This is a genomic window from Pseudomonas sp. NEEL19 (assembly GCF_028751975.1).
GTDB classification, from domain to species: domain Bacteria; phylum Pseudomonadota; class Gammaproteobacteria; order Pseudomonadales; family Pseudomonadaceae; genus Aquipseudomonas; species Aquipseudomonas juntendi.
This window is the reverse complement of sequence record NZ_CP081491.1, coordinates 263,377-286,573: the sequence shown is the minus strand read 5'-3', so window position 1 is coordinate 286,573 and position 23,197 is coordinate 263,377. Positions and strand designations below refer to the sequence as shown.

General features: G+C 62.2%; 18 protein-coding genes, 2 tRNA genes and 2 pseudogenes. 15 read left to right on the top strand and 7 right to left on the bottom strand.

What is annotated here, in order from left to right; all coding sequences use genetic code 11:
• Positions 1 to 26 precede the first annotated feature (26 nt).
• On the bottom strand, positions 27 to 1,688 hold the full coding sequence (locus K4A76_RS01255; protein WP_047150101.1) for an OFA family MFS transporter: 1,662 nt from the start codon (positions 1,686 to 1,688) through the stop codon (positions 27 to 29).
• A 251-nt stretch (positions 1,689 to 1,939) separates the two neighbouring features.
• Here K4A76_RS01255 and K4A76_RS01250 point away from each other — a divergent pair, with 251 nt between their 5' ends.
• From K4A76_RS01250 to K4A76_RS01235, 4 genes are all read left to right on the top strand, one after another.
• Positions 1,940 to 4,186: an AsmA family protein gene (locus K4A76_RS01250; RefSeq protein WP_274411376.1), complete on the top strand. Its 2,247-nt coding sequence runs from the start codon at positions 1,940 to 1,942 to the stop codon at positions 4,184 to 4,186.
• Positions 4,183 to 5,247, top strand: coding sequence for an A/G-specific adenine glycosylase (mutY, locus tag K4A76_RS01245; RefSeq protein ID WP_009682877.1), 1,065 nt, complete (start codon positions 4,183 to 4,185; stop codon positions 5,245 to 5,247). Before K4A76_RS01250 ends, mutY begins: the two co-directional genes overlap by 4 nt.
• Positions 5,247 to 5,519 (top strand): oxidative damage protection protein, encoded by a 273-nt coding sequence (locus K4A76_RS01240; RefSeq protein WP_009682876.1) that lies wholly within the window; start codon positions 5,247 to 5,249, stop codon positions 5,517 to 5,519. The genes mutY and K4A76_RS01240 overlap by 1 nt, the downstream gene beginning before the upstream one ends.
• Positions 5,520 to 5,609: 90 nt before the next feature.
• Positions 5,610 to 5,685: transfer RNA gene (locus tag K4A76_RS01235), tRNA-Phe, on the top strand.
• A gap of 135 nt (positions 5,686 to 5,820) precedes the next feature.
• On the opposite strand, the gene K4A76_RS01230 is transcribed toward K4A76_RS01235, so the two are convergent.
• Together K4A76_RS01230 and K4A76_RS01225 are read right to left on the bottom strand one after the other, a co-directional pair.
• Positions 5,821 to 6,123 carry an addiction module antidote protein gene (locus K4A76_RS01230; RefSeq protein WP_274411375.1) on the bottom strand — a complete coding sequence of 101 codons (303 nt, stop codon included), beginning with the start codon at positions 6,121 to 6,123 and terminating at the stop codon, positions 5,821 to 5,823.
• Between the two features lie 9 nt (positions 6,124 to 6,132).
• A pseudogene (locus tag K4A76_RS01225) lies at positions 6,133 to 6,422 on the bottom strand (type II toxin-antitoxin system RelE/ParE family toxin).
• A 164-nt stretch (positions 6,423 to 6,586) separates the two neighbouring features.
• On the opposite strand from K4A76_RS01225, the gene K4A76_RS01220 reads away from it, so the two are divergent.
• Entirely contained in the window at positions 6,587 to 7,027 is a 441-nt protein-coding gene (locus K4A76_RS01220; RefSeq protein WP_009682874.1) for a hypothetical protein, read from the top strand.
• 179 nt (positions 7,028 to 7,206) lie between these two features.
• Here K4A76_RS01220 and gabP read toward each other — a convergent pair whose 3' ends face one another.
• Positions 7,207 to 8,592: a GABA permease gene (gabP, locus tag K4A76_RS01215; RefSeq protein ID WP_274411374.1), complete on the bottom strand. Its 1,386-nt coding sequence runs from the start codon at positions 8,590 to 8,592 to the stop codon at positions 7,207 to 7,209.
• 641 nt (positions 8,593 to 9,233) lie between these two features.
• Between gabP and K4A76_RS01210 the strand changes: the two genes are divergently transcribed.
• The 5 genes from K4A76_RS01210 to K4A76_RS01190 all read left to right on the top strand — a co-directional run bounded on the left by K4A76_RS01210 (position 9,234) and on the right by K4A76_RS01190 (position 13,541).
• On the top strand, positions 9,234 to 10,007 hold the full coding sequence (locus K4A76_RS01210) for an ABC transporter ATP-binding protein (protein ID WP_009682872.1): 774 nt from the start codon (positions 9,234 to 9,236) through the stop codon (positions 10,005 to 10,007).
• An 11-nt stretch (positions 10,008 to 10,018) separates the two neighbouring features.
• A complete protein-coding gene (locus K4A76_RS01205; protein WP_009682871.1) occupies positions 10,019 to 10,771 on the top strand; it encodes an ABC transporter substrate-binding protein in 753 nt (250 codons plus the stop codon).
• A 54-nt stretch (positions 10,772 to 10,825) separates the two neighbouring features.
• Positions 10,826 to 11,518: an ABC transporter permease gene (locus tag K4A76_RS01200; protein ID WP_274411373.1), complete on the top strand. Its 693-nt coding sequence runs from the start codon at positions 10,826 to 10,828 to the stop codon at positions 11,516 to 11,518.
• A complete protein-coding gene (locus K4A76_RS01195) occupies positions 11,518 to 12,207 on the top strand; it encodes an ABC transporter permease (protein ID WP_054905008.1) in 690 nt (229 codons plus the stop codon). The genes K4A76_RS01200 and K4A76_RS01195 overlap by 1 nt, the downstream gene beginning before the upstream one ends.
• Positions 12,208 to 12,335: 128 nt before the next feature.
• On the top strand, positions 12,336 to 13,541 hold the full coding sequence (locus K4A76_RS01190; RefSeq protein ID WP_274411372.1) for a methyltransferase: 1,206 nt from the start codon (positions 12,336 to 12,338) through the stop codon (positions 13,539 to 13,541).
• A 230-nt stretch (positions 13,542 to 13,771) separates the two neighbouring features.
• Here the strand turns inward: K4A76_RS01190 and K4A76_RS01185 are convergent, their stop codons facing one another.
• Positions 13,772 to 14,032 (bottom strand): DUF3077 domain-containing protein, encoded by a 261-nt coding sequence (locus K4A76_RS01185; RefSeq protein ID WP_212623615.1) that lies wholly within the window; start codon positions 14,030 to 14,032, stop codon positions 13,772 to 13,774.
• Positions 14,033 to 14,535: 503 nt separating this feature from the next.
• Here K4A76_RS01185 and K4A76_RS01180 point away from each other — a divergent pair.
• Both K4A76_RS01180 and K4A76_RS01175 read left to right on the top strand, forming a co-directional pair.
• A complete protein-coding gene (locus K4A76_RS01180) occupies positions 14,536 to 14,784 on the top strand; it encodes a hypothetical protein (protein ID WP_009682865.1) in 249 nt (82 codons plus the stop codon).
• Positions 14,785 to 14,882: 98 nt separating this feature from the next.
• A tRNA-Thr gene (locus tag K4A76_RS01175) sits at positions 14,883 to 14,958 on the top strand.
• Between the two features lie 1,351 nt (positions 14,959 to 16,309).
• On the opposite strand, the pseudogene K4A76_RS01170 reads toward K4A76_RS01175, so the two are convergent.
• Positions 16,310 to 16,432, bottom strand: a pseudogene (locus K4A76_RS01170) (type II toxin-antitoxin system RelE family toxin); the annotation flags it as partial.
• Between the two features lie 104 nt (positions 16,433 to 16,536).
• On the opposite strand from K4A76_RS01170, the gene K4A76_RS01165 reads away from it, so the two are divergent.
• The 3 genes from K4A76_RS01165 (at position 16,537) to K4A76_RS01155 (ending at position 20,647) form a co-directional block, all read left to right on the top strand.
• A complete protein-coding gene (locus tag K4A76_RS01165; RefSeq protein WP_274411371.1) occupies positions 16,537 to 17,052 on the top strand; it encodes a sigma-70 family RNA polymerase sigma factor in 516 nt (171 codons plus the stop codon).
• Positions 17,049 to 18,032, top strand: coding sequence for a FecR domain-containing protein (locus K4A76_RS01160; RefSeq protein ID WP_054914075.1), 984 nt, complete (start codon positions 17,049 to 17,051; stop codon positions 18,030 to 18,032). Before K4A76_RS01165 ends, K4A76_RS01160 begins: the two co-directional genes overlap by 4 nt.
• 98 nt (positions 18,033 to 18,130) lie before the next feature.
• Positions 18,131 to 20,647 (top strand): TonB-dependent siderophore receptor, encoded by a 2,517-nt coding sequence (locus K4A76_RS01155; protein WP_443218408.1) that lies wholly within the window; start codon positions 18,131 to 18,133, stop codon positions 20,645 to 20,647.
• Between the two features lie 164 nt (positions 20,648 to 20,811).
• On the opposite strand, the gene K4A76_RS01150 is transcribed toward K4A76_RS01155, so the two are convergent.
• Complete coding sequence (locus K4A76_RS01150; protein ID WP_009684777.1) at positions 20,812 to 23,109, bottom strand: TonB-dependent siderophore receptor; 2,298 nt, start codon at positions 23,107 to 23,109, stop codon at positions 20,812 to 20,814.
• Positions 23,110 to 23,197 lie beyond the last annotated feature (88 nt).

Below are 23,197 nucleotides of genomic sequence, written 5' to 3'. Positions count from 1 at the left end.
CCCCCACTGCTCAGCAGAGGGTTACCTCAATGGAACAGTACCGCCGTCTTCTGCAGGGTAATCCACACCCCCCAGGCCAACGGCACGACCACCACCGCCCAGGCCAGCAGCACCAGTGGCAGGCTACCCGGCGCGGCTTTCCACTCCAGCGAGCGTGCGCCATCGGCGCCCTTGTCATGGCTCAACGCCCGCTCGGCCGCCAGCTCGGCATCGCTCATGAAGTGCTTGTCGGCAACCGGCCGCACCAGCATGTTGCAGATAAAGCCCAGCACCAGCAGCCCGGCAAGGATATACAGCGTCATGTCATAGGCTGCCGCGCGTTCTACCCCGGCTGCCAGCTGCGACTCGCGCAGGTAGGTGATCAGCACCGGCCCCAGCACCCCTGCAGCCGCCCAGGCTGTCAGCAGGCGCCCATGAATGGCACCGACCATCTGCGTACCGAACAGGTCGGCCAGGTACGCCGGCACCGTGGCGAAGCCACCGCCATACATCGACAGGATGATGCAGAACGCCGCCACGAACAGCGCCACATTGCCCAGGTGGCCCATGTTCGGCACTAGGCTGTACAAGCCCACGCCCAGGGCGAAGAAAGCGAAGTAGGTGTTCTTGCGCCCGATGTAGTCGGAGAACGATGCCCAGAAGAACCGGCCACCGATGTTGAACAGGCTCAGTAGGCCGGTGAAGCCGGCGGCGATCGCGGCGATCTGCGCCAGCTGCGCGGCGTTCAGCTCGCTGAAGGTCAACTCGTTGCCCAGCAGCTTGCCAGCGAACACTTCCTGCAGCAGCGGCGAAGCCATGCCGATGATACCGATGCCGGCAGACACGTTCAGGCACAGCACCAGCCAGATCAGCGCAAATTGCGGGGTTTTCCAAGCCACGCTGACGTGCACGTGGCGGTCGGTGACCATGGTGTTGCCGGCTTTTTTCAGCGGCGCAGTCCAGCCTTCAGGCTTCCAGCCGGTGGGCGGCACGCGGTAGGCCAGGGCGCCGGCAGTCATGAACACGAAGTAGATCGCCGCCATGGCAACGAAGCTCTGCCACACCCCCACTTCCTGCGCGTTGCCAAAGTGGCCCATCAGTGCGGTGGCCAGTGGCGCACCGACCATGGCGCCGCCGCCAAACCCCATGATGGCCATGCCGGTGGCCATGCCGCGCTTGTCCGGGAACCATTTGATCAGGGTCGACACCGGCGAGATATACCCCAGCCCCAGGCCGATACCGCCGATCACTCCAGAACCCAGCCACATCAGCCACAGTTGGTGGGTTTTGACCCCAATGGCCGAAATCAGCATGCCGCCACACCAGCACAGCGCCGATACCAGGCCGGCCTTGCGTGGGCCGGCGTGCTCCAGCCAGCCACCCAGCACGGCCGCCGAGCAGCCCAGGAAGACGAAGAACAGGGTGTAGATCCAGCTCAGCATGGAAATGGGCCAGTCGCATTCGGCGCTGAACAGGCGGGCCACGAAGCCCATGTCGGCCGCGCACGCCACTGGGGCGGTGATACCCAGGGCTTGCGACAGTGGCAGCCAGAACACCGAGAAGCCATAGGCCATGCCGATACACAGGTGAATGGCCAGGGCAGCTGGCGGAACCAGCCAACGGTTGAAGCCCGGGCGGGCGATGATGCGCTCCTTCGACAGGAAGCCTGGCGTACTCGCCGGGGCGCCCGTCGTGACGGTACTGGTCATGAACGTGATCCTTTTTTTATAGGGTGAGGGCAGGCAAAGCGGCGCAAGGTTAGCAGGATCGAGTCGCGTGAAAGCAATCTGATATCGTGTTTTTTTGCTTGGCTGAATCGATCATGTCCCCCTTTTAAAGCCGTACTACCGACTAAAAGCGTAGGAAATATCCTGCATCTCTGGTCGAATACGTAGGGATATGCATGGCGGCGCTATACTCAGCCGCTTGAATTTCAAAATCGGACTACAAGGATTCGCCCATGAAAGCGTTCGGCAAAATCCTGGGACTGGGGCTTCTCGGGTTGCTGCTGATCATCGTGGCGCTGGGCTTCGCCCTGACCCACCTATTCGATCCCAACGACTATAAAGACGAGATTCGCCAACTGGCGCGCGACAAGGCACATGTCGAACTGACCCTCAACGGTGATATCGGCTGGAGCCTGTTCCCATGGCTGGGCCTGGAGCTGCACGAGGCCAGCATCGCCACCTTGGCCAAACCCAACGAGCCGTTCGCCGACCTGCAGATGCTCGGCTTGTCGGTACGGGTACTGCCGCTGCTGCGCCGCGAGGTGCAAATGAGCGACGTGCGCGTCGAGGGCCTGAACCTGACCCTGGCCCGTGACGAACAAGGCCATGGCAACTGGGAAGACATTGGCAAACCGCTTCCTGCGCAGCCTGGCACTGCCACCGACGCGCCGGCCCAGGCACCCTCCGAGCAGAAACCCGCGGCCGCCGACGGCAACGACCGCCCTGTCAAGCTGGACATCGATAGCCTGACCGTCAACAACGCCCGGGTGCAGTACACCGACGCCAAGACTGGCCAGAGCTACAGCGCCGAAAGCATCCAGCTGAGCACCGGCCCCGTACATGAAGGCGCGAACATCCCGCTCAAGGCCAGCGCTTTTGTCAGTGCCAGCCAGCCGAATATCAAAGCCCGCACCGAGCTGGCCGGCGAACTGCGTTTCGACCGCAAGCTCAAGCGCTACAACTTCGAGGACATGCGCCTGTCGGGCGAAACTTCGGGTGAACCGACCGGCGGCAAAACGGTGGCCTTCGTTGCCCAGGGCCAGTTGCTGGTCGACATGGCCGCCAACGTCGCCTCCTGGAACGGCCTGAAAGTCTCGGCCAACCAACTGCGCGCCCTGGGTGAACTGAACCTGCGCGACCTGAACACGACCCCCCAGTTGAGCGGCGGCCTGTCCATTGCCCAGTTCGACCTGCGCACCTTCCTGGACGGCATCGGCCACCCGCTGCCGGCAACCAACGACCCGGCAGCCTTCGGCAAGCTGGAGCTGGTGACCCGCCTGCAAGGCACACCCAGCAGCCTGAGCATGGATGACTTGGCAGTGAAGCTGGACGACAGCACGTTCAGCGGGCGCGTAGCCATCGAAGACTTCGCCAGGCAAGCCCTGCGCCTGCAGCTTAAAGGCGACAGCTTCGACGCCGACCGCTACCTGCCGGCCAAGAGCGAACAAGCCAAAGGCGCCACGGCTGCGCGCCAGGCCGAGGTCAAGCAACAGGAAGCCAGCGCGGTTGCCGGTGCCGGCACCACACCGCTGCCCAACGCACCGACCCAGGTAGCCTGGAGCGATGACAAGCTGCTGCCGGTCGACCGCCTGCGTACCCTGGACCTGCAGGCCGAGCTGGCCTTTGGCTCGCTGACCCTCGACAAACTGCCGATCGTCGACGCCCAGCTCAAGGCCAGCGGCCAGGGCGGCCTGCTGACCCTGCAAACCCTGCGCGGTGGCCTGTACAACGGCACCTTCGACGCCAAGGGTACGGTCGATGTGCGCCCTGCCGTGCCACAGCTGGGGGTCAGCACCCGCATCCAACGGGTGCCGGTGGAGCACTTCATCAAGGCCGATGGCAAGGAGCAGGCACCACCGGTCAAGGGCCTGCTGACCCTGACCAGTGATCTGACCGCCACCGGCAACAGCCAGAAGGCACTGGTAGACACGCTCAATGGCAGTGCAAACTTCACCATCAACGACGGTGTGCTGGTCAATGCCAACCTTGAGCAGCAACTGTGCCAGGCCATCGCCACCCTCAACCGCAAAACCCTCACCGGCGAGCCACGCGGCAAGGACACCCCGTTCCAGGAACTGCGTGGCAGCCTGGTGGTGCGCAATGGCGTTGCCAGCAACCCGGACCTCAAGGCACGCATCCCGGGCCTGACCGTGAACGGCCATGGCGACCTCGACCTGCGTGTACTGGGTATGGACTACAACATCGGCGTGATCGTCGAAGGCGACCAGCGTGCCATGCCGGACCCTGCCTGCCAGGTCAACGAGCGCTATGTGGGGGTTGAAGTACCGCTGCATTGCCGCGGCCCGCTGGAGCTGGGCGCCAAGGCCTGCCGCCTGGACCAGAACGGCCTGGGCAAGGTCGCAGCCAAGCTGGCCGGTGACCGCCTCAAAGACAAGATCGACGAAAAGCTCGATGAAAAACTCGGAGACAAAGTGAGCCCGGAATTGAAAGACGCGCTCAAGGGGCTGTTCAAGCGATGACCCCAGAGCAGTTCTCCAGCGCTGTGCTGGACTGGTACGACGAACACGGCCGCCACGACCTGCCCTGGCAACAGGGCATAACCCCGTACCGGGTGTGGGTGTCGGAAATCATGTTGCAGCAAACCCAGGTCAGCACCGTACTGAACTACTTCGACCGCTTCATGCAGGCGCTGCCGACCGTGCAGGCGCTGGCCGAAGCGCCTGAAGACGAAGTGCTGCACCTGTGGACCGGGCTGGGTTACTACACCCGCGCCCGCAACCTGCAAAAAGCCGCGAAGATCGTCGTGGCGCAACATGGTGGCGAGTTCCCGCGCAGTGTCGAGCAGCTCACCGAGCTGCCCGGTATCGGCCGCTCCACGGCCGGTGCCATCGCCAGCATCAGCATGGGCATTCGCGCGCCGATCCTCGACGGCAACGTCAAGCGCGTGCTGGCCCGCTTCACCGCCCAGGGCGGCTACCCGGGCGAACCGAAGGTGGCCAACCAGCTGTGGGCCACGGCCGAGCGTTTTACCCCGCAGCAGCGCGCCAACCACTACACCCAGGCCATGATGGACATGGGTGCCACGCTGTGCACGCGCAGCAAGCCCAGTTGCCTGATCTGCCCGCTGCAACGTGGCTGCGAAGCCCACCTGCACGGTGAAGAAACCCGCTACCCCGAACCCAAACCGCGCAAGGCGCTGCCGCAGCGCCGCACGCTGATGCCACTGCTGGCCAACCACGAGGGCGCCATTCTGCTTTATCGGCGCCCGTCCAGCGGCCTGTGGGGTGGCTTGTGGAGCCTGCCAGAGCTGGACGACATCGCCCAACTCGACGACCTGGCCTACCAGCACGGTTTGCGCCTGGCCGGCAGCCAGGCCATGGATGGCCTGACCCACACCTTCAGCCACTTCCAGCTGGCGATCGAGCCCTGGCTGGTGCGTGTCGCGCCGCTTGGCGAGCACGTGGCCGAGGCTGACTGGCTCTGGTATAACCTCGCCACCCCGCCGCGCCTGGGCCTTGCCGCCCCGGTGAAAAAACTGCTTAAGCGCGCGGCCGACGAACTGATTGCAGGAGATGCCTGATGACCCGCACCGTGATGTGCCGCAAATACCAAGAAGAACTGCCAGGCCTGGAACGCCCGCCCTACCCCGGCGCCAAGGGCCAGGACATCTTCGAACACATCTCGCAGAAAGCCTGGGCCGACTGGCAGAAGCACCAGACCATGCTGATCAACGAGAAGCGCCTGAACATGATGAACGCCGAGGACCGCAAATTCCTCCAGGCTGAAATGGACAAGTTTTTCGCCGGTGAGGAATACGCCCAGGCGGAAGGCTACGTGCCACCCTCGGAATGACCCCACGAACCGTAAGCGACGGAATTAATTTAAAATTTTTTAAAAAAGTCGTTGACGGCCCGGGAGAAAATCTATTTAATTCACCTCGTCGCCCAGATAGCTCAGTCGGTAGAGCAGAGGATTGAAAATCCTCGTGTCGGCGGTTCGACTCCGTCTCTGGGCACCACCTTCAAGCTTCTGGTGGTTGCAAAGTTACCCGAAGCGACAACAAGAAACCCGCCAAGTGCGGGTTTTTTGTTGTCTGCGGTTTTTGCTCAAGCTTTGGCAGCTAAAGCATTTCGCCGCCAAGGCCCCATAAGCTTTACACCGCTGAGCGTGGCAGCACTTCGGCATGGAGCCGAACGCCAAGCGCCGCCATTACCTTCATGATGGTCGCCAGGCTCGGATTACCTTCAGCAGACAAGGCCTTGTACAACCCTTCCCGCGTGAGCCCAGTATCACGTGCCAACTGAGCCATACCACGAGCGCGAGCGATATCACCCAAGGCAGCAGCGAGCAGTGCAGGGTCGTTTTCCTCCAGACAGGCCTCAAGGTACAAGGCCATGTCCTCTTCAGTTTTCAAATGGTCCACAGCGTCCCATTTGGTCAGTTTGATGTTTGTCATGATGGTCTCCTAGAGGTCGCGAGCCAGCTTGAGCGCAGGTTTGATATCCCTGGCTTGGCTAGATTTGTCGCCGCCTGCCAGAAGGATGATCACTTCATAACCTCGCTGAACGAAATACACCCGATAGCCCGGACCATAATCGACCCGAAGCTCGGACCCCCCTCAGCAACTCGCTTACAGTCACCCTTCACTCCGAGCTCCAACCGCCGCAACCGGGCGTTTATGCGAGCTTTCGCCCGCGGATCCCGCAGTGCTACGAACCACCTTCGGTAGGTTTCGGTCTGGATAAATGTATGCATGAAGGAAATGTAAACCACAGTTCACACTACAGACAATGTGTAGCTGTTTCAAACTGTTTGTGCGGGGGGCCTGCCCTGCCCCCTCCAGCAGCTGCACTTGGGTTTCCTGGGCAACTGCGCTTCAATACGCGCACCTACCGAACACACCCAAGGATTCAAGCCTCATGGCCACCCCTACCAAGCAACAAAAACGCGCCAAGCGTGCCGCCAGCAAGGCCAAGCAGAACCGCATGGTACGCAGCGGGCAGGCGGTCAAGGCCAGTGCCGGTGACAGCGCCAGCGTCGAGCAGGTGTACAACAAGGCGATGGAGTCGGGCAGCTACGACGCCATGTTCACCAAAATGAAGGAAGCACAGGAGAGCGGCGGCCTGGTGCCGATGATTTCGGTATTCCTGGTAGACCCGCTTCTGGCGCTGGTTCTCAAGGGGCACAAGGAAGAACACGCCACCGACTATATCGTGCTGGTGTTCACCGCCTACCGCGCGTGGCTCGACGGCGCCGATGAAGAGGCGACCATGGCCTGGCTGGAGAGCGATGAGTTCCAGGCGGCCTATGTAGCGGCCTCCGAGCTGGTGGCCAAGCAGCAGCAAAAACAGTTTGGCTAACAGGGTCATGTAGCCTGTACCGGCCTTTTCGCGGGCTCGCCCGCTCCCACAGGTCAAGCACAAGCCCGAGAGCAACACCACCCTGTGGGAGCGGGCATGCCCGCGAAAGGGCCGGCACAGGCAACAAAAAAGACCGCACCCCTCTCAGGACACGGCCTTTTCAGTGCAGCCAGCGTGGATCAGTTATCCAGCGCCACCCGCCCGGCAGCTTCACGCTTGCGGTGCACCAGCAAGCCAGCCGCCACCACACCAATGCTCAGCAGCGCCGTTGCGATAATCTCGGCACGGTGGTCCTCGCGCATGGCCATCACCACCAGAATCGCCACGATGAAGGCAATGGTCGCCCAGGTCAGGCCCGGGAACAGCCACATCTTGAAGGTGATCTTCTCACCACGGGCCTCACGCTGTGCGCGCATGCGCAGTTGCGACACGGCAATCACCAAGTACACCAGCAGCGCAATGGCACCTGAACTTGCCAGCAGGAACTCGAACACCTGGGCCGGGGCCACGAAGTTGGCGAACACGCACAGGAACGCCGCAGCCGTGGACAGCAATACCGCCACATGCGGGGTAGCGGCCTTGGTGGTGCGCTGGGCAACAGCCGGGGCATCACCGCGCTTGCTCAGCGAGAACAGCATGCGCGAAGAGGTGTACAGCGCCGAGTTCAGACAGCTGGTCACCGCAACCAGCACCACGATGTCGACGATCAGCTTGGCATTCGGCACGCCGATGCGGCTGAGCACGGTCTGGTAGGAGCCGGTTTCAGCCAGCGCCGGGTCGTTCCACGGCACCAGAGCCACCACCAGGAAGATCGACACCAGGTAGAACAGGCAGATACGCCAGATCACCGAATTGGTCGCGCGGCTGATCTGCTTGCCTGGGTCTTTCGATTCGGCAGCGGCGATAGTGACGATTTCCGTACCCATGAACGAGAACATGGTGGTGAGCATGGCCGCCAGCACGGCACCCAGGCCGTTCGGCATGAAGCCCTGGGTATCGAAAAGGTGGCTGGCACCGCTGACCTGGCTATTGGGCACAAAGCCGAACATGGCCGCGCAACCCACAGCAATGAACCCGATGATCGCCAGCACTTTCAACAGGGCGAACCAGAACTCGAACTCACCGTAGTTCTTTACGCTGCACAGGTTGGTCAGGGTCAGCGCCAGGGTGATGACCAGGGAGAACGCCCACAGGTCTACGGCAGGGAACCAGGCATGCAGAATGGCCGCAGCGGCGTTGGCCTCAAGCGGGATTACCAGCACCCAGAACCACCAATACAGCCAGCCAATGGTGAAGCCGGCCCAGCGCCCGATGGCACGGTCGGCATAAGTAGAGAACGAACCGGTGTCAGGCGAGGCGACCGCCATTTCACCCAGCATGCGCATCACCAGCACCACCAGCGTACCGGCGGCGGCATAGGCCAGCAGCACGGCCGGGCCGGCGGCCGCGATAGCGTGGCCAGAGCCTACGAACAGGCCAGCACCGATGACGCCAGCAATGGACAGCATGGTCACATGCCGTTGTTTGAGCCCCTGAGCGAGGTCATTGGAATTGTTACCGCTCATTGAAACTACCTTTGTAAGGAGTGGACCACTCCGACTGCGGTTACGGAGCGCGCCTGGGGTTGGACTAGGCGTCGCTGCAATCGGCGGTTTCCTGCTGGCAATAAGCGCGCCAGGTGCGCACTGCATTCGTCAGAATGCTCGCAGGGCCTTGCACGGCGTGGTTTGGAGGGCATTCGGCCAGGAAGTGACCAAAAGGCCGTTAATAAGGCAGATTACTGAAATACCCACTTACAAACGCACCAAAGGTGCCCCTCGGTAACACCCGTGCACCGCTGCAATGCAAAAAAGTGCAACCTACAGGTACAACCAGAAACGCCGGACAGGTCTTCGCGGTCAAACCCGCTGCTGCGAGCGGCGCGCAACCTGGAACGTCGGGTTTACCGACGAATGGTCTAAAACCGCTTCCATGAGCTGGCCAAAGCTGGCACCATCGCGCCTTTTTTCATCAAGGCACTGGTGCTGGGCGACACCTTCGCAGACATCTGCGCGACGTTACGCTGTAGCGATGCGACAAACTGCCCCACCAGCGCCCACAGTCCCCGGCGACCCTGTTGGCCGTCATAATGCCGCTATGCTAGCTTGGCGCACGCCAGGAAGGCCGCCAACAGCTGGGAACGCACCCGTACACATGAGGACCGCACATGGCTCAGGCCACGCCCGCGCTGGAAATCCGCAATCTGCACAAACGCTACGGCGAGCAGGAAATTCTCAAGGGTATTTCGCTGACCGCTCGCGACGGTGACGTGATCTCCATCCTGGGGTCGTCAGGCTCCGGCAAGTCCACCCTGCTGCGCTGCATCAACCTGCTCGAAAACCCGCACCAGGGCGAAATCCTGGTCGCTGGCGAAAGCCTCAAGCTCAAGGCCGCCAAAAACGGCGACCTGATCGCCGCCGACAACCGCCAGATCAACCGCCTGCGCAGCGAAATCGGCTTTGTCTTCCAGAACTTCAACCTGTGGCCGCACATGTCGATCCTCGACAACATCATCGAGGCGCCACGCCGTGTACTCGGCCAAAGCAAGGCCGAGGCTGTGGAAGCCGCCGAAGCGCTGCTGAACAAGGTTGGCATCTACGACAAACGCCACAGCTACCCCGCCCAGCTTTCCGGTGGCCAGCAACAGCGCGCCGCCATTGCCCGTACCCTGGCCATGAAGCCTAAGGTCATCCTGTTCGACGAGCCAACCTCGGCGCTCGATCCGGAAATGGTCCAGGAAGTGCTTAACGTTATCCGCGCACTGGCCGAAGAAGGCCGTACCATGCTGCTGGTGACGCACGAGATGAGCTTCGCCCGCCATGTGTCCAGTGAAGTCGTCTTCCTGCACCAGGGCCTGGTAGAAGAGCAGGGATCGCCGCAACAGGTCTTCGAAAACCCGACCTCGGCGCGTTGCAAGCAATTCATGTCCAGCCACCGCTAACGGAGCAATACATGCACACCTACAAGAAGTTTCTCCTGGCAGCTGCTGCCACGCTGGTGATGTCGGCGAACGCCATGGCCGCAGAAAAACTGCGCATGGGTATCGAAGCCGCCTACCCACCGTTCAACAACAAGGATGCCAGCGGTAATGTGGTCGGCTTCGACAAGGACATCGGCGACGCCCTGTGCGCCAAGATGAAGGTCGAGTGCTCGGTCGTGACCTCCGACTGGGACGGTATCATTCCGGCCCTGAACGCCAAGAAGTTCGACTTCCTGGTGTCGTCGTTGTCGATTACCGACGAGCGCAAGCAGGCTGTCGATTTCACCGACCCGTACTACTCCAACAAGCTGCAGTTCATCGCACCGAAGAACGTCGACTTCAAGACCGACAAGGCCTCGCTCAAGGGCAAGGTCATCGGCACCCAGCGCGCCACCCTGGCCGGCACCTACCTTGAAGACAACTACCCGGGCGTAGACGTCAAACTCTACGACACCCAGGAAAACGCCTACCTGGACCTGGTGTCCGGCCGCATCGACGGCATCCTGGCCGACAAGTACGTGCAGTACGAGTGGCTGAAAAGCAAAGACGGCTCCAACTTCGAGTTCAAGGGCGAGCCGGTGATGGACAGCGACAAGATCGGCATTGCCGTGCGCAAGGGTGACACCCAGCTGCGCGACAACCTGAACAAGGCCCTGGCAGAAATCAAGGCCGACGGCACGTACAAGAAGATCAACGACAAGTACTTCCCGTTCAGCATCGAATGATCCGCCCTGACCTGCGCGCCCCCGCGGCGCGCAAGTCCCTAGAATGACCTGCCCATGAATATCGACCTGCACGGATTCGGTCCGGCCATGATGGCCGGCACCCTGATGACCGTAAAACTGGCGCTATGCGCCTTGCTGCTGGGCCTGGTTTTGGGCCTGCTTGGCGCCCTGGCCAAGACCTCTTCGATCAAGCCGCTGCAATGGCTTGGCGGTTTCTACTCGACCCTGGTGCGCGGCGTGCCCGAGCTGCTGTGGGTACTGCTTATCTATTTCGGCACCGTCGGGCTGATGAACACCCTCGGGGAAGCCCTGAACATGCCGGGCCTTGAGCTCAGCGCCTTCGCTGCGGGGGTGATAGCCCTGGGCCTGTGCTTCGGCGCCTACGCCACCGAAGTGTTCCGCGGGGCGATCCTGGCGATCCCCAAGGGCCACCGTGAAGCCGGCATGGCGCTGGGCCTGTCCAAAGGCCGCATCCTGTCGCGGATCATTTTGCCGCAGATGTGGCGCATCGCCCTGCCCGGCCTGGGCAACCTGTTCATGATCCTGATGAAAGACACCGCCCTGGTGTCGGTGATCGGCCTGGAAGAAATCATGCGCCACGCGCAAATCGGCGTGACCGTGACCAAGGCACCGTTCACCTTCTACATGGTCGCGGCCTGCATCTACCTGAGCTTGACGGTCATCGCCATGACCGGCATGTACTTCCTGGAAAAACGCGCCGCTCGCGGCTTTGCGAGGGCCGAATAATGAACTGGGAAGTCATCTTCAAATGGCTGCCACGCCTGGCTGAAGGCGCCGTGCTGACCTTGGAGCTGGTGGCCATTGCGGTGGTTGCCGGGTTGATTCTGGCCATCCCCTTGGGCATTGCCCGTTCCTCGCGCCGCTGGTATGTGCGCGCAGTGCCGTTCAGCTATATTTTCTTCTTCCGTGGCACGCCGCTGCTGGTACAGCTGTTCCTGGTGTACTACGGCCTGGCGCAGTTCGATGCCGTGCGCTCCAGCGCGCTGTGGCCGTACCTGCGCGATCCGTTCTGGTGCACGGTGCTGACCATGACCCTGCACACGGCGGCCTACATTGCCGAGATCCTGCGTGGCGCCCTGCAATCGATACCCAAGGGCGAGATCGAGGCGGCACGGGCCCTGGGCATGTCGCGTGGCAAAACGCTGTTCTACATCATGCTGCCGCGCGCTGCGCGCATCGGCCTGCCGGCGTACAGCAACGAAGTGATCCTGATGCTCAAGGCCAGTGCCCTGGCCAGTACCGTGACCCTGCTGGAACTGACCGGCATGGCCCGCACCATCATCGCGCGCACCTACCTGCCAGTGGAGATTTTCTTCGCGGCCGGGGTGTTCTACCTGGCGATCTCGTTCTTGCTGGTGCAGGGCTTCAAGCTGCTGGAGCGCTGGCTGCGCGTGGATGCCAGCCAGGGCCGCTGATCGCTCACTGACTGCTTCGCGGGCACGCCCGCTCCCACAAGGTATAGCGCCATATTCAAGGCTGGCGCTGTACTTGTGGGAGCGGGCGTGCCCGCGAAGAGGCCCTTGAAACCTACACACATCTACCCATGGCCAACTACCTCCACAGCGACCAGCTAAGCACCCGCTTCCAGGCCCTCGACCAGTTCCTGATCGAGCACCAACAGCTGTGGAAACCGCGCCCCTTCACCACCCTGCAACTGGACTGGGAAACCACCCACCCCGAGCTCGCCGCCCACTTGCGCCAGTCCTCCCTGGCAGATGCAGAACACCCCGACGCTGCCGATTTGTTGCCGGCCCCGTTCCCGCAACTGGCCCGGCAAGCCGAACAGCTATCCGCCCTGGGCAACCTCCCGGCAACCGACCTGCCCCCCGCCGCCCACCGCTTGGACGTAGCGGTCCCCGGCCGCAAATGGCAGCAGATCGAAGCCTTCGCCAGCCACCTGGCCTTCCGCAACCAGCCCCGCCACTGGCTGGACTGGTGCTCGGGCAAAGGCCACCTCGGCCGCCGCCTGCTGCAACCCGGCCAGCAGCTGACCTGCCTGGAATACGATGCCGAGCTGGTCGCCGCTGGCCAAGCCCTGAGTGCGCATCATCACCTGCCAGCCGTGCACGTACACCAGGACGTGATGGCCGGCGACAGCGCCAGCCACCTTGATGGTGCAAAAAGCGTGGTTGCCCTGCACGCCTGTGGCGACCTGCATGTACGCCTGTTGCAGCTGGCCAGCCAGCAAGGTTGCCGGCAACTGGCCGTGGCGCCGTGCTGCTACAACCGGATCGCGCAGCAGCAGTACCAGGCGTTATCCACAGCCGCGCAAACCTCCCGTCTGCAACTGTCGCTGGACGACCTTGGCCTGCCCCTGAGCGAAACCGTGACCGCTGGCGCCCGCGTACGGCGCCAGCGCGACGCCTCCATGGCCCGCCGCCTCGGTTTCGACTTGCTGCAACGCCAGCAACGGCAACATGACCAATACCTGCCCACACCTTCCCTGCCAGTGGCCTGGCTGGAGAAGCCCTTCGAGCACTACTGCCGTGACCTGGCGCAGCTCAAAAACCTGCCGCTAAGCGGCAACCCTGATTGGCCAGCGCTGGAAGCCGCAGGCTGGCAACGCCTCGCCGAGGTACGCAACCTGGAGCGGGTGCGTAACCTGTTCCGCCGGCCGTTAGAGCTGTGGCTGGTGCTCGATCGCGCCCTCTTTCTGAAAGAGCAGGGTTTCGAAGTGCGGCTGGGGCTTTTCTGCGACTATCCACTGACCCCACGCAACCTGCTGATCCTCGCTGAACGCGACCGTTAGCCGCAGCACAACCTGTGGATAACTCTGTGAACAAGCTTGTGATTACCTGTTGGAGCCAAGCGCTATTTCAAACGCTTGGCTTATTCCGCCGCGCACCTGCAGCCCAGCAAAAACAGGCATTTGCGCAAAGACAAGCGGTGTAGCGATGCGGCATGGCTTTCGCTAAAGCTGCGAATGCCACTTGTGCATAAACATTTCTTGTGGTTAGCACAGGGAGCGTTTGCGGGGCCCTAGTGCGCCTTGTTCTTGGCGATCTCGATATCGTTCATCAGCGCCTTGGCCATGTCGCACAGGTAATCGGCAGCACCCAGGAATTTATGGTCGTCTTCCATATCGCCCTCACGGACCAAGTGCTTGATGTAGCCCATCAGGATGGAGACATGCTCATAGGCGGCATCGACCGGGATACCGGGCTCGACGCGGAGCAGATTGAGGGAGGGGTTGCCGGCGGGGAGGAAGGTTTCTACGCCTGCGGTGGTGATAATTTTCAAGTTTCAAACTCCTATATTCCTCAAGGAGTTACCGCCTTCAGTCTTTCTCACGGATTGAAAGGCGGCAACCGTGCGCAGGGTGAGAAACCGAGTGAATATAGGAAGCCTCGGCCAGACCGAAGTCTGCCCGCGCACGGTCGCCATTACGGGCCGCTAGATTCGTAATCGGGTTCTCACACCCGGTCGCCTGAGCGACCCGGAAACGTTATCCGTGAGCCATTTCCCCGACAACAGCGATACTTCGGCGGCGCGCGTAGGATACGTCTGAAGCCTACAGATCCTGAAGCCTTCAGGTCTCAGGTTCAGAATTTTCGTACCTGCAGGCTAATCGATAAGTGTAGGAGCGGGTTCACCCGCGAAGAGGCCCTGCCAGGCAATCCCATGCTAAATCCACCCACATCGGTGTATCATCCGCGCCCCAAATCATTAAAAAGTGAATCGCGCGCTGCCCTGCGGCCCTGCGATCTTCTGGCATTGCGCCAGATTCGACATTGGACCCACCCATGCCGCTAACCAAGCCCCTCGCCCTGCTCAGCTTCGCCCTGGCCCTGACCGCCTGCTCCCAACACCCAGCGTCCCACCCCAGCGACAACCTGGGCTGGAACCACCCCGGCATGCAACTGGGCGGTGACAACGGCCTGCCCATGCGCACCGAAAGCCCCTGCCGCAAGCGCGGCTGCGACAACGACAAGCTGTTTTTCAACCCAGGTAAAAGCGAGCCAAGCGTCACCACCCTGCACCGCGGCTGGTAAGAAATTTCTTCTTTTGGGTCGGTGACTTAGCTCTTTTGCGAACAATCGCAACGAAGTGGTTTACAGGCGCCAACCGATCGCTATAATGACGCCCCATTGCCGGTATAGCTCAGATGGTAGAGCAACTGACTTGTAATCAGTAGGTCCCGGGTTCGATTCCTGGTGCCGGCACCATACGCAGTACTCAAAAGGCTCACCGCAAGGTGGGCCTTTTTTGTTTCCAGCCCTCGCCCCAGAGCCCCGCCCAACTCGCCCGATGTAGGAGCGGCTTCAGCCGCGAATGCGGTGGTGGCTGCAACGTTGAATCCCCAGGAAATCACGCCAGCAGGCCCGGCCCCTTCGCGGGTGAACCCGCTCCTACGTCGGGCAGTGTCGAGCCACAGATATGTGCCGACCACCGACCACCGAAAGGTGGGCCTTTTTTGTTTCCAGCCCTCGCCCCAGAGCCCCGCTCAACGCGCCCGATGTAGGAGCGGCTTCAGCCGCGAATGCGGTGGTGGCTGCAACGTTGAATCCCCAGGAAATCACGCCAGCAGGCCCGGCCCCTTCGCGGGTGAACCCGCTCCTACGTCGGGCGGTGTCGAGCCGCAGATATGTGCCGACCACCGACCACCGGAAGGTGGGCCTTTTTTGTTTCCAGCCCTCGCCCCAGAGCCCCGCCCAACTCGCCCGATGTAGGAGCGGCTTCAGCCGCGAATGCGGTGGTGGCTGCAACGTTGAATCCCCAGGAAATCACGCCAGCAGGCCCGGCCCCTTCGCGGGTGAACCCGCTCCTACGTCGGGCGGTGTCGAGCCGCAGATATGTGCCGACCACCGACCACCGAAAGGTGGGTCTTTTTTGTTTCCAGCCCTCGCCCCAGAGCCCCGCCCAACTCGCCCGATGTAGGAGCGGCTTCAGCCGCGAATGCGGTGGTGGCTGCAACGTTGAATCCCCAGGAAATCACGCCAGCAGGCCCGGCCCCTTCGCGGGTGAACCCGCTCCTACGTCGGGCGGTGTCGAGCCGCAGATATGTGCCGACCACCGACCACCGAAAGGTGGGTCTTTTTTGTTTCCAGCCCTCGCCCCAGAGCCCCGCTCAACGCGCCCGATGTAGGAGCGGCTTCAGCCGCGAATGCGGTGGTGGCTGCAACGTTGAATCCCCAGGAAATCACGCCAGCAGGCCCGGCCCCTTCGCGGGTGAACCCGCTCCTACGTCGGGCGGTGTCGAGCCGCACATATGTGCCGACCACCGAAAGGTGGGCCTTTTTTGTTTCCAGCCCACGCCCCAGAGCCCCGCCCAACTCGCCCGATGTAGGAGCGGCTTCAGCCGCGAATGCGGTGGTGGCTGCAACGTTGAATCCCCAGGAAATCACGCCAGCAGGCCCGGCCCCTTCGCGGGTGAACCCGCTCCTTGTCGGGCGGTGTCGAGCCGCAGATAGGTGCCAACCACCGACCAATGCAGGAGCCTTGCCTCGCGATGGGCTGCGCAGCATCCCCAGCAATCTCAATTGGCGCACTCTCTGACCATCAAGAAAAGTCCCCACACGCCTCAACCCTGGGGTTCAGCAAAACCGAGGCGAGTTTTTTCTTGAGTTGCTGCCGGACCGTATCCCCCAGCTTTTGCCATTCCTTGAACGCTCGCGCATCGAACTCAAGGCTATAGGTCATCCAGCGAAACTCTCAGTCCTCACCACACCTTGTCATTCCCAGCCAACCCCAGCTAAGATGCGATGAATTCTCATCCGCATTCTTATTTGAGCCCAAGGTCCGCAGTGTCCTCACCACCCGCTTCGCCTACCGCGCCAACAGATATCCAGTCCCTCTACGCCGAGCACCACGCTTGGCTCGTCGACTGGCTGCGCAAGCGCTTGCGCCAAGGTGACAATGCTGCAGACCTGGCCCAGGACACCTTTGTCAATGTCCTGGGTAAGCCCGACCGCCTCAAGGACGTGCATCAGCCCCGCGCATGGCTGAGCACCATCGCCCGGGCCCTGGTGATAGACCGCGCCCGCCGTGACCGGGTGGAAAGGGCCTACCTGGACGCCATTGCCCATCTGCCTGAACCCTTGGTGCCCTCCCCTGAAGCACAGATGATCCTGCTGGAGACACTGGCCAAGGTGGATGCCCTGCTCGACGGTTTGCCACCCAAAGTGCGCAAGGCGTTCCTGCTGTCACCCCTGGACGGCCTGGGCTACAAGGAAATCGCCCTGCAACTGGGTGTCAGCCTGCGGTCGGTGGAAAGCTACATGGCCAAGGCCATCCGCCACTGCTATTTCGCCGCTTCATGACCAGCGCTGCCCGCCCCGACTTGCCGGACGAAGTGCTCGATCAGGCGATCATGTGGCTGGTGCGCCTGCATTCCGGCTACGCCGACGCACAGGTAATGCAGGGTTGCCTGCACTGGCGCAAGCTGCATCCGTTGCATGAAGTGGCCTGGCAGGCGCTGCAGAGCAATGAATCAACGCTCAGTAACCTCGCCAGCCTGTCAGGAGTACCCGGGGGCGTTGCCCACGACACCCTGGAGCGCATGCAACATCGGCAGGTAGGCCGCAGGCGGCTGCTTCAAGTGTTGGGTGCCGGCCTGATCATTGGCGCGACGGGCTGGCACGGCCAGGACACGGTCAGGCGCTGGGGCGCGGACTACAGCACCGCCGTGGGCCAGCGGCGAAAGGTGGTGCTCGCCGACGGCACCCGGTTGCAGCTCAATACCAATAGCGCCGTCGATGTGGTGTTCAGCAACAGCCAGCGGCTGATCAGGCTGTTGCAGGGCGAGATATTCATCGACACAGGCCCTGACGAAGGCTCGCCGAGCGGCCGGCGCAGCTTCTGGGTGCACACCGCGCAGGCGCGGTTACAGGCGCTGGGCACTGCCTTCGCAGTGCGCCAGGACGCCTCCACTACGCGGCTTGCGGTCGAACACAGCAAAGTGGCCATCCATCTGGCCACGCAGCAGCAAGTGGTTTCGGCAGGCGAGCAGTACGCGATCAGCGCCGGGCGCTGCATGAAGCTGCCACCTGGCGAAATGGATGCCAGCGCCTGGACACGTGGCCAACTGGTCGCACGCAGCCTGTCGATGCAAGCGCTGGTCAGCGAACTGGGGCGTTATCAGCGGGGCTGGTTGGGCTGTGCGCCAGAGGTGGCCGGGCTGAAAGTTTCCGGGGTGTTCCAGCTCGATAATATCGACCTGGCCCTGGATGCGCTGGCGGGCTCGATGCCTGTCAAAGTCGAGGGCGTGACCAGGCTATGGCGTCGCGTCGTGGCGCGTTGAGCATTTTCTGCAAGAAAAGCGCGTTTCACGCTACGGGTTTTTCCGAGCACTTCGGCTAACAGGGAAAAGACCCTGCCAACGAATGGAGCTCGATTTACATGTCATCTGCGTTCACACCCCGCCCTGTACCCAGGGCTCGCCTTGCGATTGCGCTGCATGGCGCATTGCTTGCCAGCGCTACCTGCGTTGCGCTGCCGATTTGCTCGGTATACGCCGAACAGAACGCAGTACACCAATACGACCTCCCGGCAAGCGCGCTGGAGCAATCGCTTAATGCGTTCGCACAGGCGGCTTCGATCAATTTGTCGTTTGACCCTGCGTTGGTCCGTGGCAAGTACGCAACCGCCCTGCACGGCGGTTACACCGTCGAGCAGGGCCTGAACCAGCTGCTACTGGGCTCGGGCCTGGGTGCAAGCCGGACGGCCAACGGCAACTGGATGCTGAACCCGGTAGTCATCACCGGCGGCACGGCGCTGGAGCTGGGCAGCACGCTGGTAAGCGGCCAGGGCATGGGCGAAATGACCGAGAACACCGGGTCGTACACCTCGGGGGCGGTGAGCGTAGGCTCCAAAACCCCAACCAGCCTGCGCGACACGCCACAGGCGGTCTCGGTATTGTCCAGCCAACTGATCGAGGACCGCAGCGTGACCAGCCTGCAGGATGCCCTGAAGATGGCCCCTGGGGTGACGGTGCAGAAAACCACCAGCGACACTTACGAGTTCTACTCGCGCGGTTTCAACATCGACAGCATCCAGATCGACGGCGCCGCCCCCATGGCCCTGTCTTCGGTAGCCACCAGCTTCTACTCGCGACGGCTGTACAACCTGGTCGAATTCGACCATGTCGAGGTGCTGCGTGGCGCCGGTGCACTGTTCGGTGGTGTGGGTGACCCGGGTGGCGTCATCAACCTGGTGCGCAAGCGCCCACTGTCGGACTTCCAGTTGAAATTCGAGGCCGCCGCCGGCTCGTGGGACAACTACCGTTCGCAAGTCGACCTCACCGGCCCGTTGACCGACAGCGGCAACGTACGCGGCCGCCTGGTCACGGCGTATACCGACCGCCAGTACTTTACCGACAAACTGGCGACGCAGAAGCCCACGGTGTACGGCGTGGTCGAGGTGGACCTAGGCCCGCAGACCATCTTCACCTTGGGCGGCATGTACGAAAGCACTCACTCCAACTCGTCGCTGGGCCTGCCACGTTACACCACCGGTGCTGACATCGGGCTGGCGCGGCACACCAACCTCGGGCAGAACTGGTCCTACATGGACAATATCTCCCAGGAGATCTTCACCAAGGTCGACCACTATTTCGACAACGACTGGAAGCTGAACGTGTCGTACACCAATACCCGCGATGCCGGTGAGGCACTGGCTGCGGTATCGGGCAACGCGGTCAACCCGGTGACATTGGCAGGGCCTGTGTGGCGCGCCAGTTACAACGTCTATTCCACCAGCCAGGACCTGATCGACAGCAATCTATCTGGCCATTTCGATGCCTTTGGTCGCGAGCACCAGTTCGTGCTGGGCGCAGATTACCAACGCGTGACCAGCCGCTGGCAGGGCTCGGGTGTATTCACCGGTACCGGCGTGCCGATCAACGTGTTCGACCCGGGTTACTGGAAACCCACCACTATTTCGCTGGAAACCCCGCGCGACTACAGCCCCAACACCCAGGAGCAGTACGGCTTGTACGGGCGCTTGACGCTGCAGGTGACCGACCCGCTGAAGGTGATCCTGGGTGGCCGGGCGGCCCGCTACCACTTCGAACAGGTGTACACCAACGCGGGCGTGGTGCAAAGCGACATCGACATGCGCGAACCTACGCGCTTCGTCCCGTACTTTGGTGCCATCTATGACCTTGATGACCAATGGTCGCTGTACGGCAGCTATTCGAAGATATTCAAGCCCCAGCAAAGCTACCTGAGTGGGCCGTTGGGCAGTAACCAGGTGCTGGAACCGCTGGTAGGCAAGACTTCCGAGCTGGGCATCAAGGGCGAACTGCTGGACGGCCGCCTGAATACCAGCCTTGCCGTGTTCTACACCAAGCGCGAGAACGGCGCGGTAGAGGACACCAACTACCCGAGGGAATCAGTGTTGTATGGCGGCAGCTGCTGCTACGTGAACGAGGGTGAGGTCGTCAGCAAGGGGATCGAGCTGGAGGCAACAGGCGAAATCCGCAAGGACTGGAATCTGATGGCCAGCTATGTATACAACTACAACAAGAACCGGACCGACAGCACGGCGTTGAGCACTATCACGCCCAAGCACCAATTCAAATTGTGGACAACCTACCAGCTTCCCGGGGAGTTTTCGGACTGGACCGTCGGCGGAGGGGTCGATCTGCAAAGCGCCACCTATATCAGCGGTGAAACCGTGCGGGTAAATGGCGCTGGCACAGTGGTCGAAACCGGAATTCCCTTCGATTACAAGCAAAGTGGTTACGCGGTGTGGAATGCCCTGCTGAAGTACCGCGTGGACGATCACTGGACGGTGTCGCTGAATGCCAACAACCTGTTCGACAAAAGCTACTACCAGACGGTTTCCAGTGCAGCGAATGGCAACTTCTATGGCGACCCACGCAACTACATGCTGACGCTCAGGGGCGAATTCTAGTTTTCGGCATGGAACACCCAGGGTCATGCATGCGGATCTCTCCTGCACCTCTTCACCTTCGAGGCGCGACAGGGCTGCGGTGCAGCCCCGGTATTGCTTGAAGCTGGGCCTGAAGCCGGTGGGGCGCTGCGTGCCCCACCGCGACGCAAGGCCGCCCCTGCATGTTAGAAGGCAGTGCTTACCGTCAGCGACAGGTTGCGCGGGTCACCGTAGATGCCGCCGGCATAGAACCCGTACTGGGTGTAGTAGTGCTTGTCGAACAGGTTGTTGGCGTTAAGGGTAACGCTGGTGGCATCGGTTACCTGGTACTTGGCCATGGCGTTCCAGATGGCATAACCCGACCAGTTCACATCGGTTGCACCGCTGCTCACGCCGTTGACCGGCTGGCCTGCAGGGCTGGAAATAGCGCGGATGTTGCTCTGCGCTGTTACACCGGCACCTACGGTCAGGCGGTCGAGCGGGCCGCTCAGGCGGTAGGTGGTGGAGGCCTTGAACAGGTGCGACGGGTCGCTGCGGCCGTCGCTGTCGACACGGCGGAAGTGCAGGTAGGTATAGCCGGCGTACACGTTCCATTCAGGCGTCAACGCGCCTGCCACTTCCAGGTCGATACCGTCGGTTTCCACACCTGAGCCGGCCTTGTAGGCGCTGGCACCGGTCGGGGTGGTCAGGTCGCCATCGAGCACGGCTTTGTTTTCCTGCTTGGTGCGGAAGTACGCTGCCGAGGCATTCAGGCGGCCGTCGAACCATTCACCCTTGATACCCGTTTCATAGCTTTGCCCACGAATCGGCTCGACTTTGCTGCCGCTCACGGTTTCCGATGTTTGCGGGGTGAAGATGTCGGTGTAGCTGGCGTACAGCGAGTAGGTGTCGTTGAGGTCGTACACCGCGCCCAGGTATGGGGTGACGATGCCGTTCTCTTCCTGGCTGCTGCGCTCGCCGGCCACGCTACGGGTCACCGACGCGTAGTTGCTGGTGCGCACGCCGACAATCACCGACAGCGGGTCGGTAATGCTCAGGCGGGTAGCGGCGTACATGCCCTGCAAGCGCGTGGTGGTCTTGCTGTGCAGGCCGGTGCGCGAGGCGATGAGGCCGTAGTCGTCATCCACGCCGTTGTGCCAATCGGTGACCGGGAAACCGTTGTTGGCGCGAAACTGGCACCCCAACGCCGGTGCACTGGCCATGCCGTCGCCCACCATGGTGCAGGTGTACTGCGGCGACCAACCCACGGTGCGGCTGTCGTTATAGCCCACCATGGCCTGGTGGGTGCGGCCGAACAGCTGGAATGGGCCAGACAGGTCGATCTGCGCCGATTGCTGGGTGGTGTCGGTGGAGCTGTGCAGGCCGTTCAGTACGGCGCCGCTGCCATCCTGGTCCCAGTAGCCGCCATAGGTGCCGCGCCCTGCCGAGTTGACCTTGGCCAGGCCGCGGTGGTTGAGGGCTTCGGTGGTGGCCTGGGAGGCCTTCAGGTCCAGCGTCCAGTCGTTGTCGAAGCGGTGCTGCAGCGAGCCGAAAGCGGTGCGCGTGGTGTACTCGCCAAAGCTCCAGCTGGGCACCACGTTGGTGCTGCGTGGCAGGTCGGTCTTGCTGCCGTCGCGGTACCACAGCGGAATGTTCGCGCCCCAGCCGCCACCCACCACCTTGTTGTACTCGTACTGGTAGCCGGCACCGAGGGTGGTGGCGTCGTCCAGGTCGAACTCGAAATTGGCCAGCGCCGCGCGGGAGCGGTCGGACTGGTTGTCGCGGAACGAGTTGGCGTCCTGCTGGGTCATCACGAAGCGCGAGCGCAGGCGCCCGTCCTCGGACAGTGGCAGGTTGAGGTCGGCACCCAGGCGGCGTTTGTCCCAGCTGCCGTAGGTGGCATAGGCGCTACCGCCAAAGGTCTTGGTCGGCGCCTTGCGGATCAGGTTGACGGTGGCCGAAGGGTCACCGGTGCCGCCAAGCAGGCCGTTGGCACCGCGCACGATGTCGATGCGCTCGTACAGGTCCATGTTCAGGGCATTGCCGCTGCCGCTGAAGTCAGAGCCGCCTTGGGTCTGCAGGCCATCGACCTTCCAGTTGCTGATCGAATAGCCACGGGCGCGGTAATCGGTACGCCCGCCCACTTCGGACTTGTTGGCCGTTACCCCTGGGGTGGTTTCCAAGGCCTGTTCGATGGTGTGGATACCACGGTCTTCCATCTGCTGGCGGGTGATGGTGGTGACTGACTGCGGGGTCTGCCGTGGCGTCAGGTTCAGGCCGGTGGAGCTGCGTGTGCTCTCGACGGTGTAGCCCAGCTGGCCTGCAGCGTCGGCGGGCAGCAGCGCGCTGTCTTCGATTTGCGTGGCGTCCAGCTCCAGGGGTTGGCTGTCGGCGGCCATGGCACCACCACTGATGGCAACGGCAATGCAGAAGGCCAGCGGCTTGAGGCGGTTGCCGTTTGCAAGGGTGGGGGTGAGCGCGTTCGGAATGCTGTAGGGATTCATTTGGGAAGGCTTCGTATTTGCAGATGATTTTTTGTTAGGATTCTAGGGATCGGCCCTCCCGGCGCCAGACCCGACATGTACGGGGATG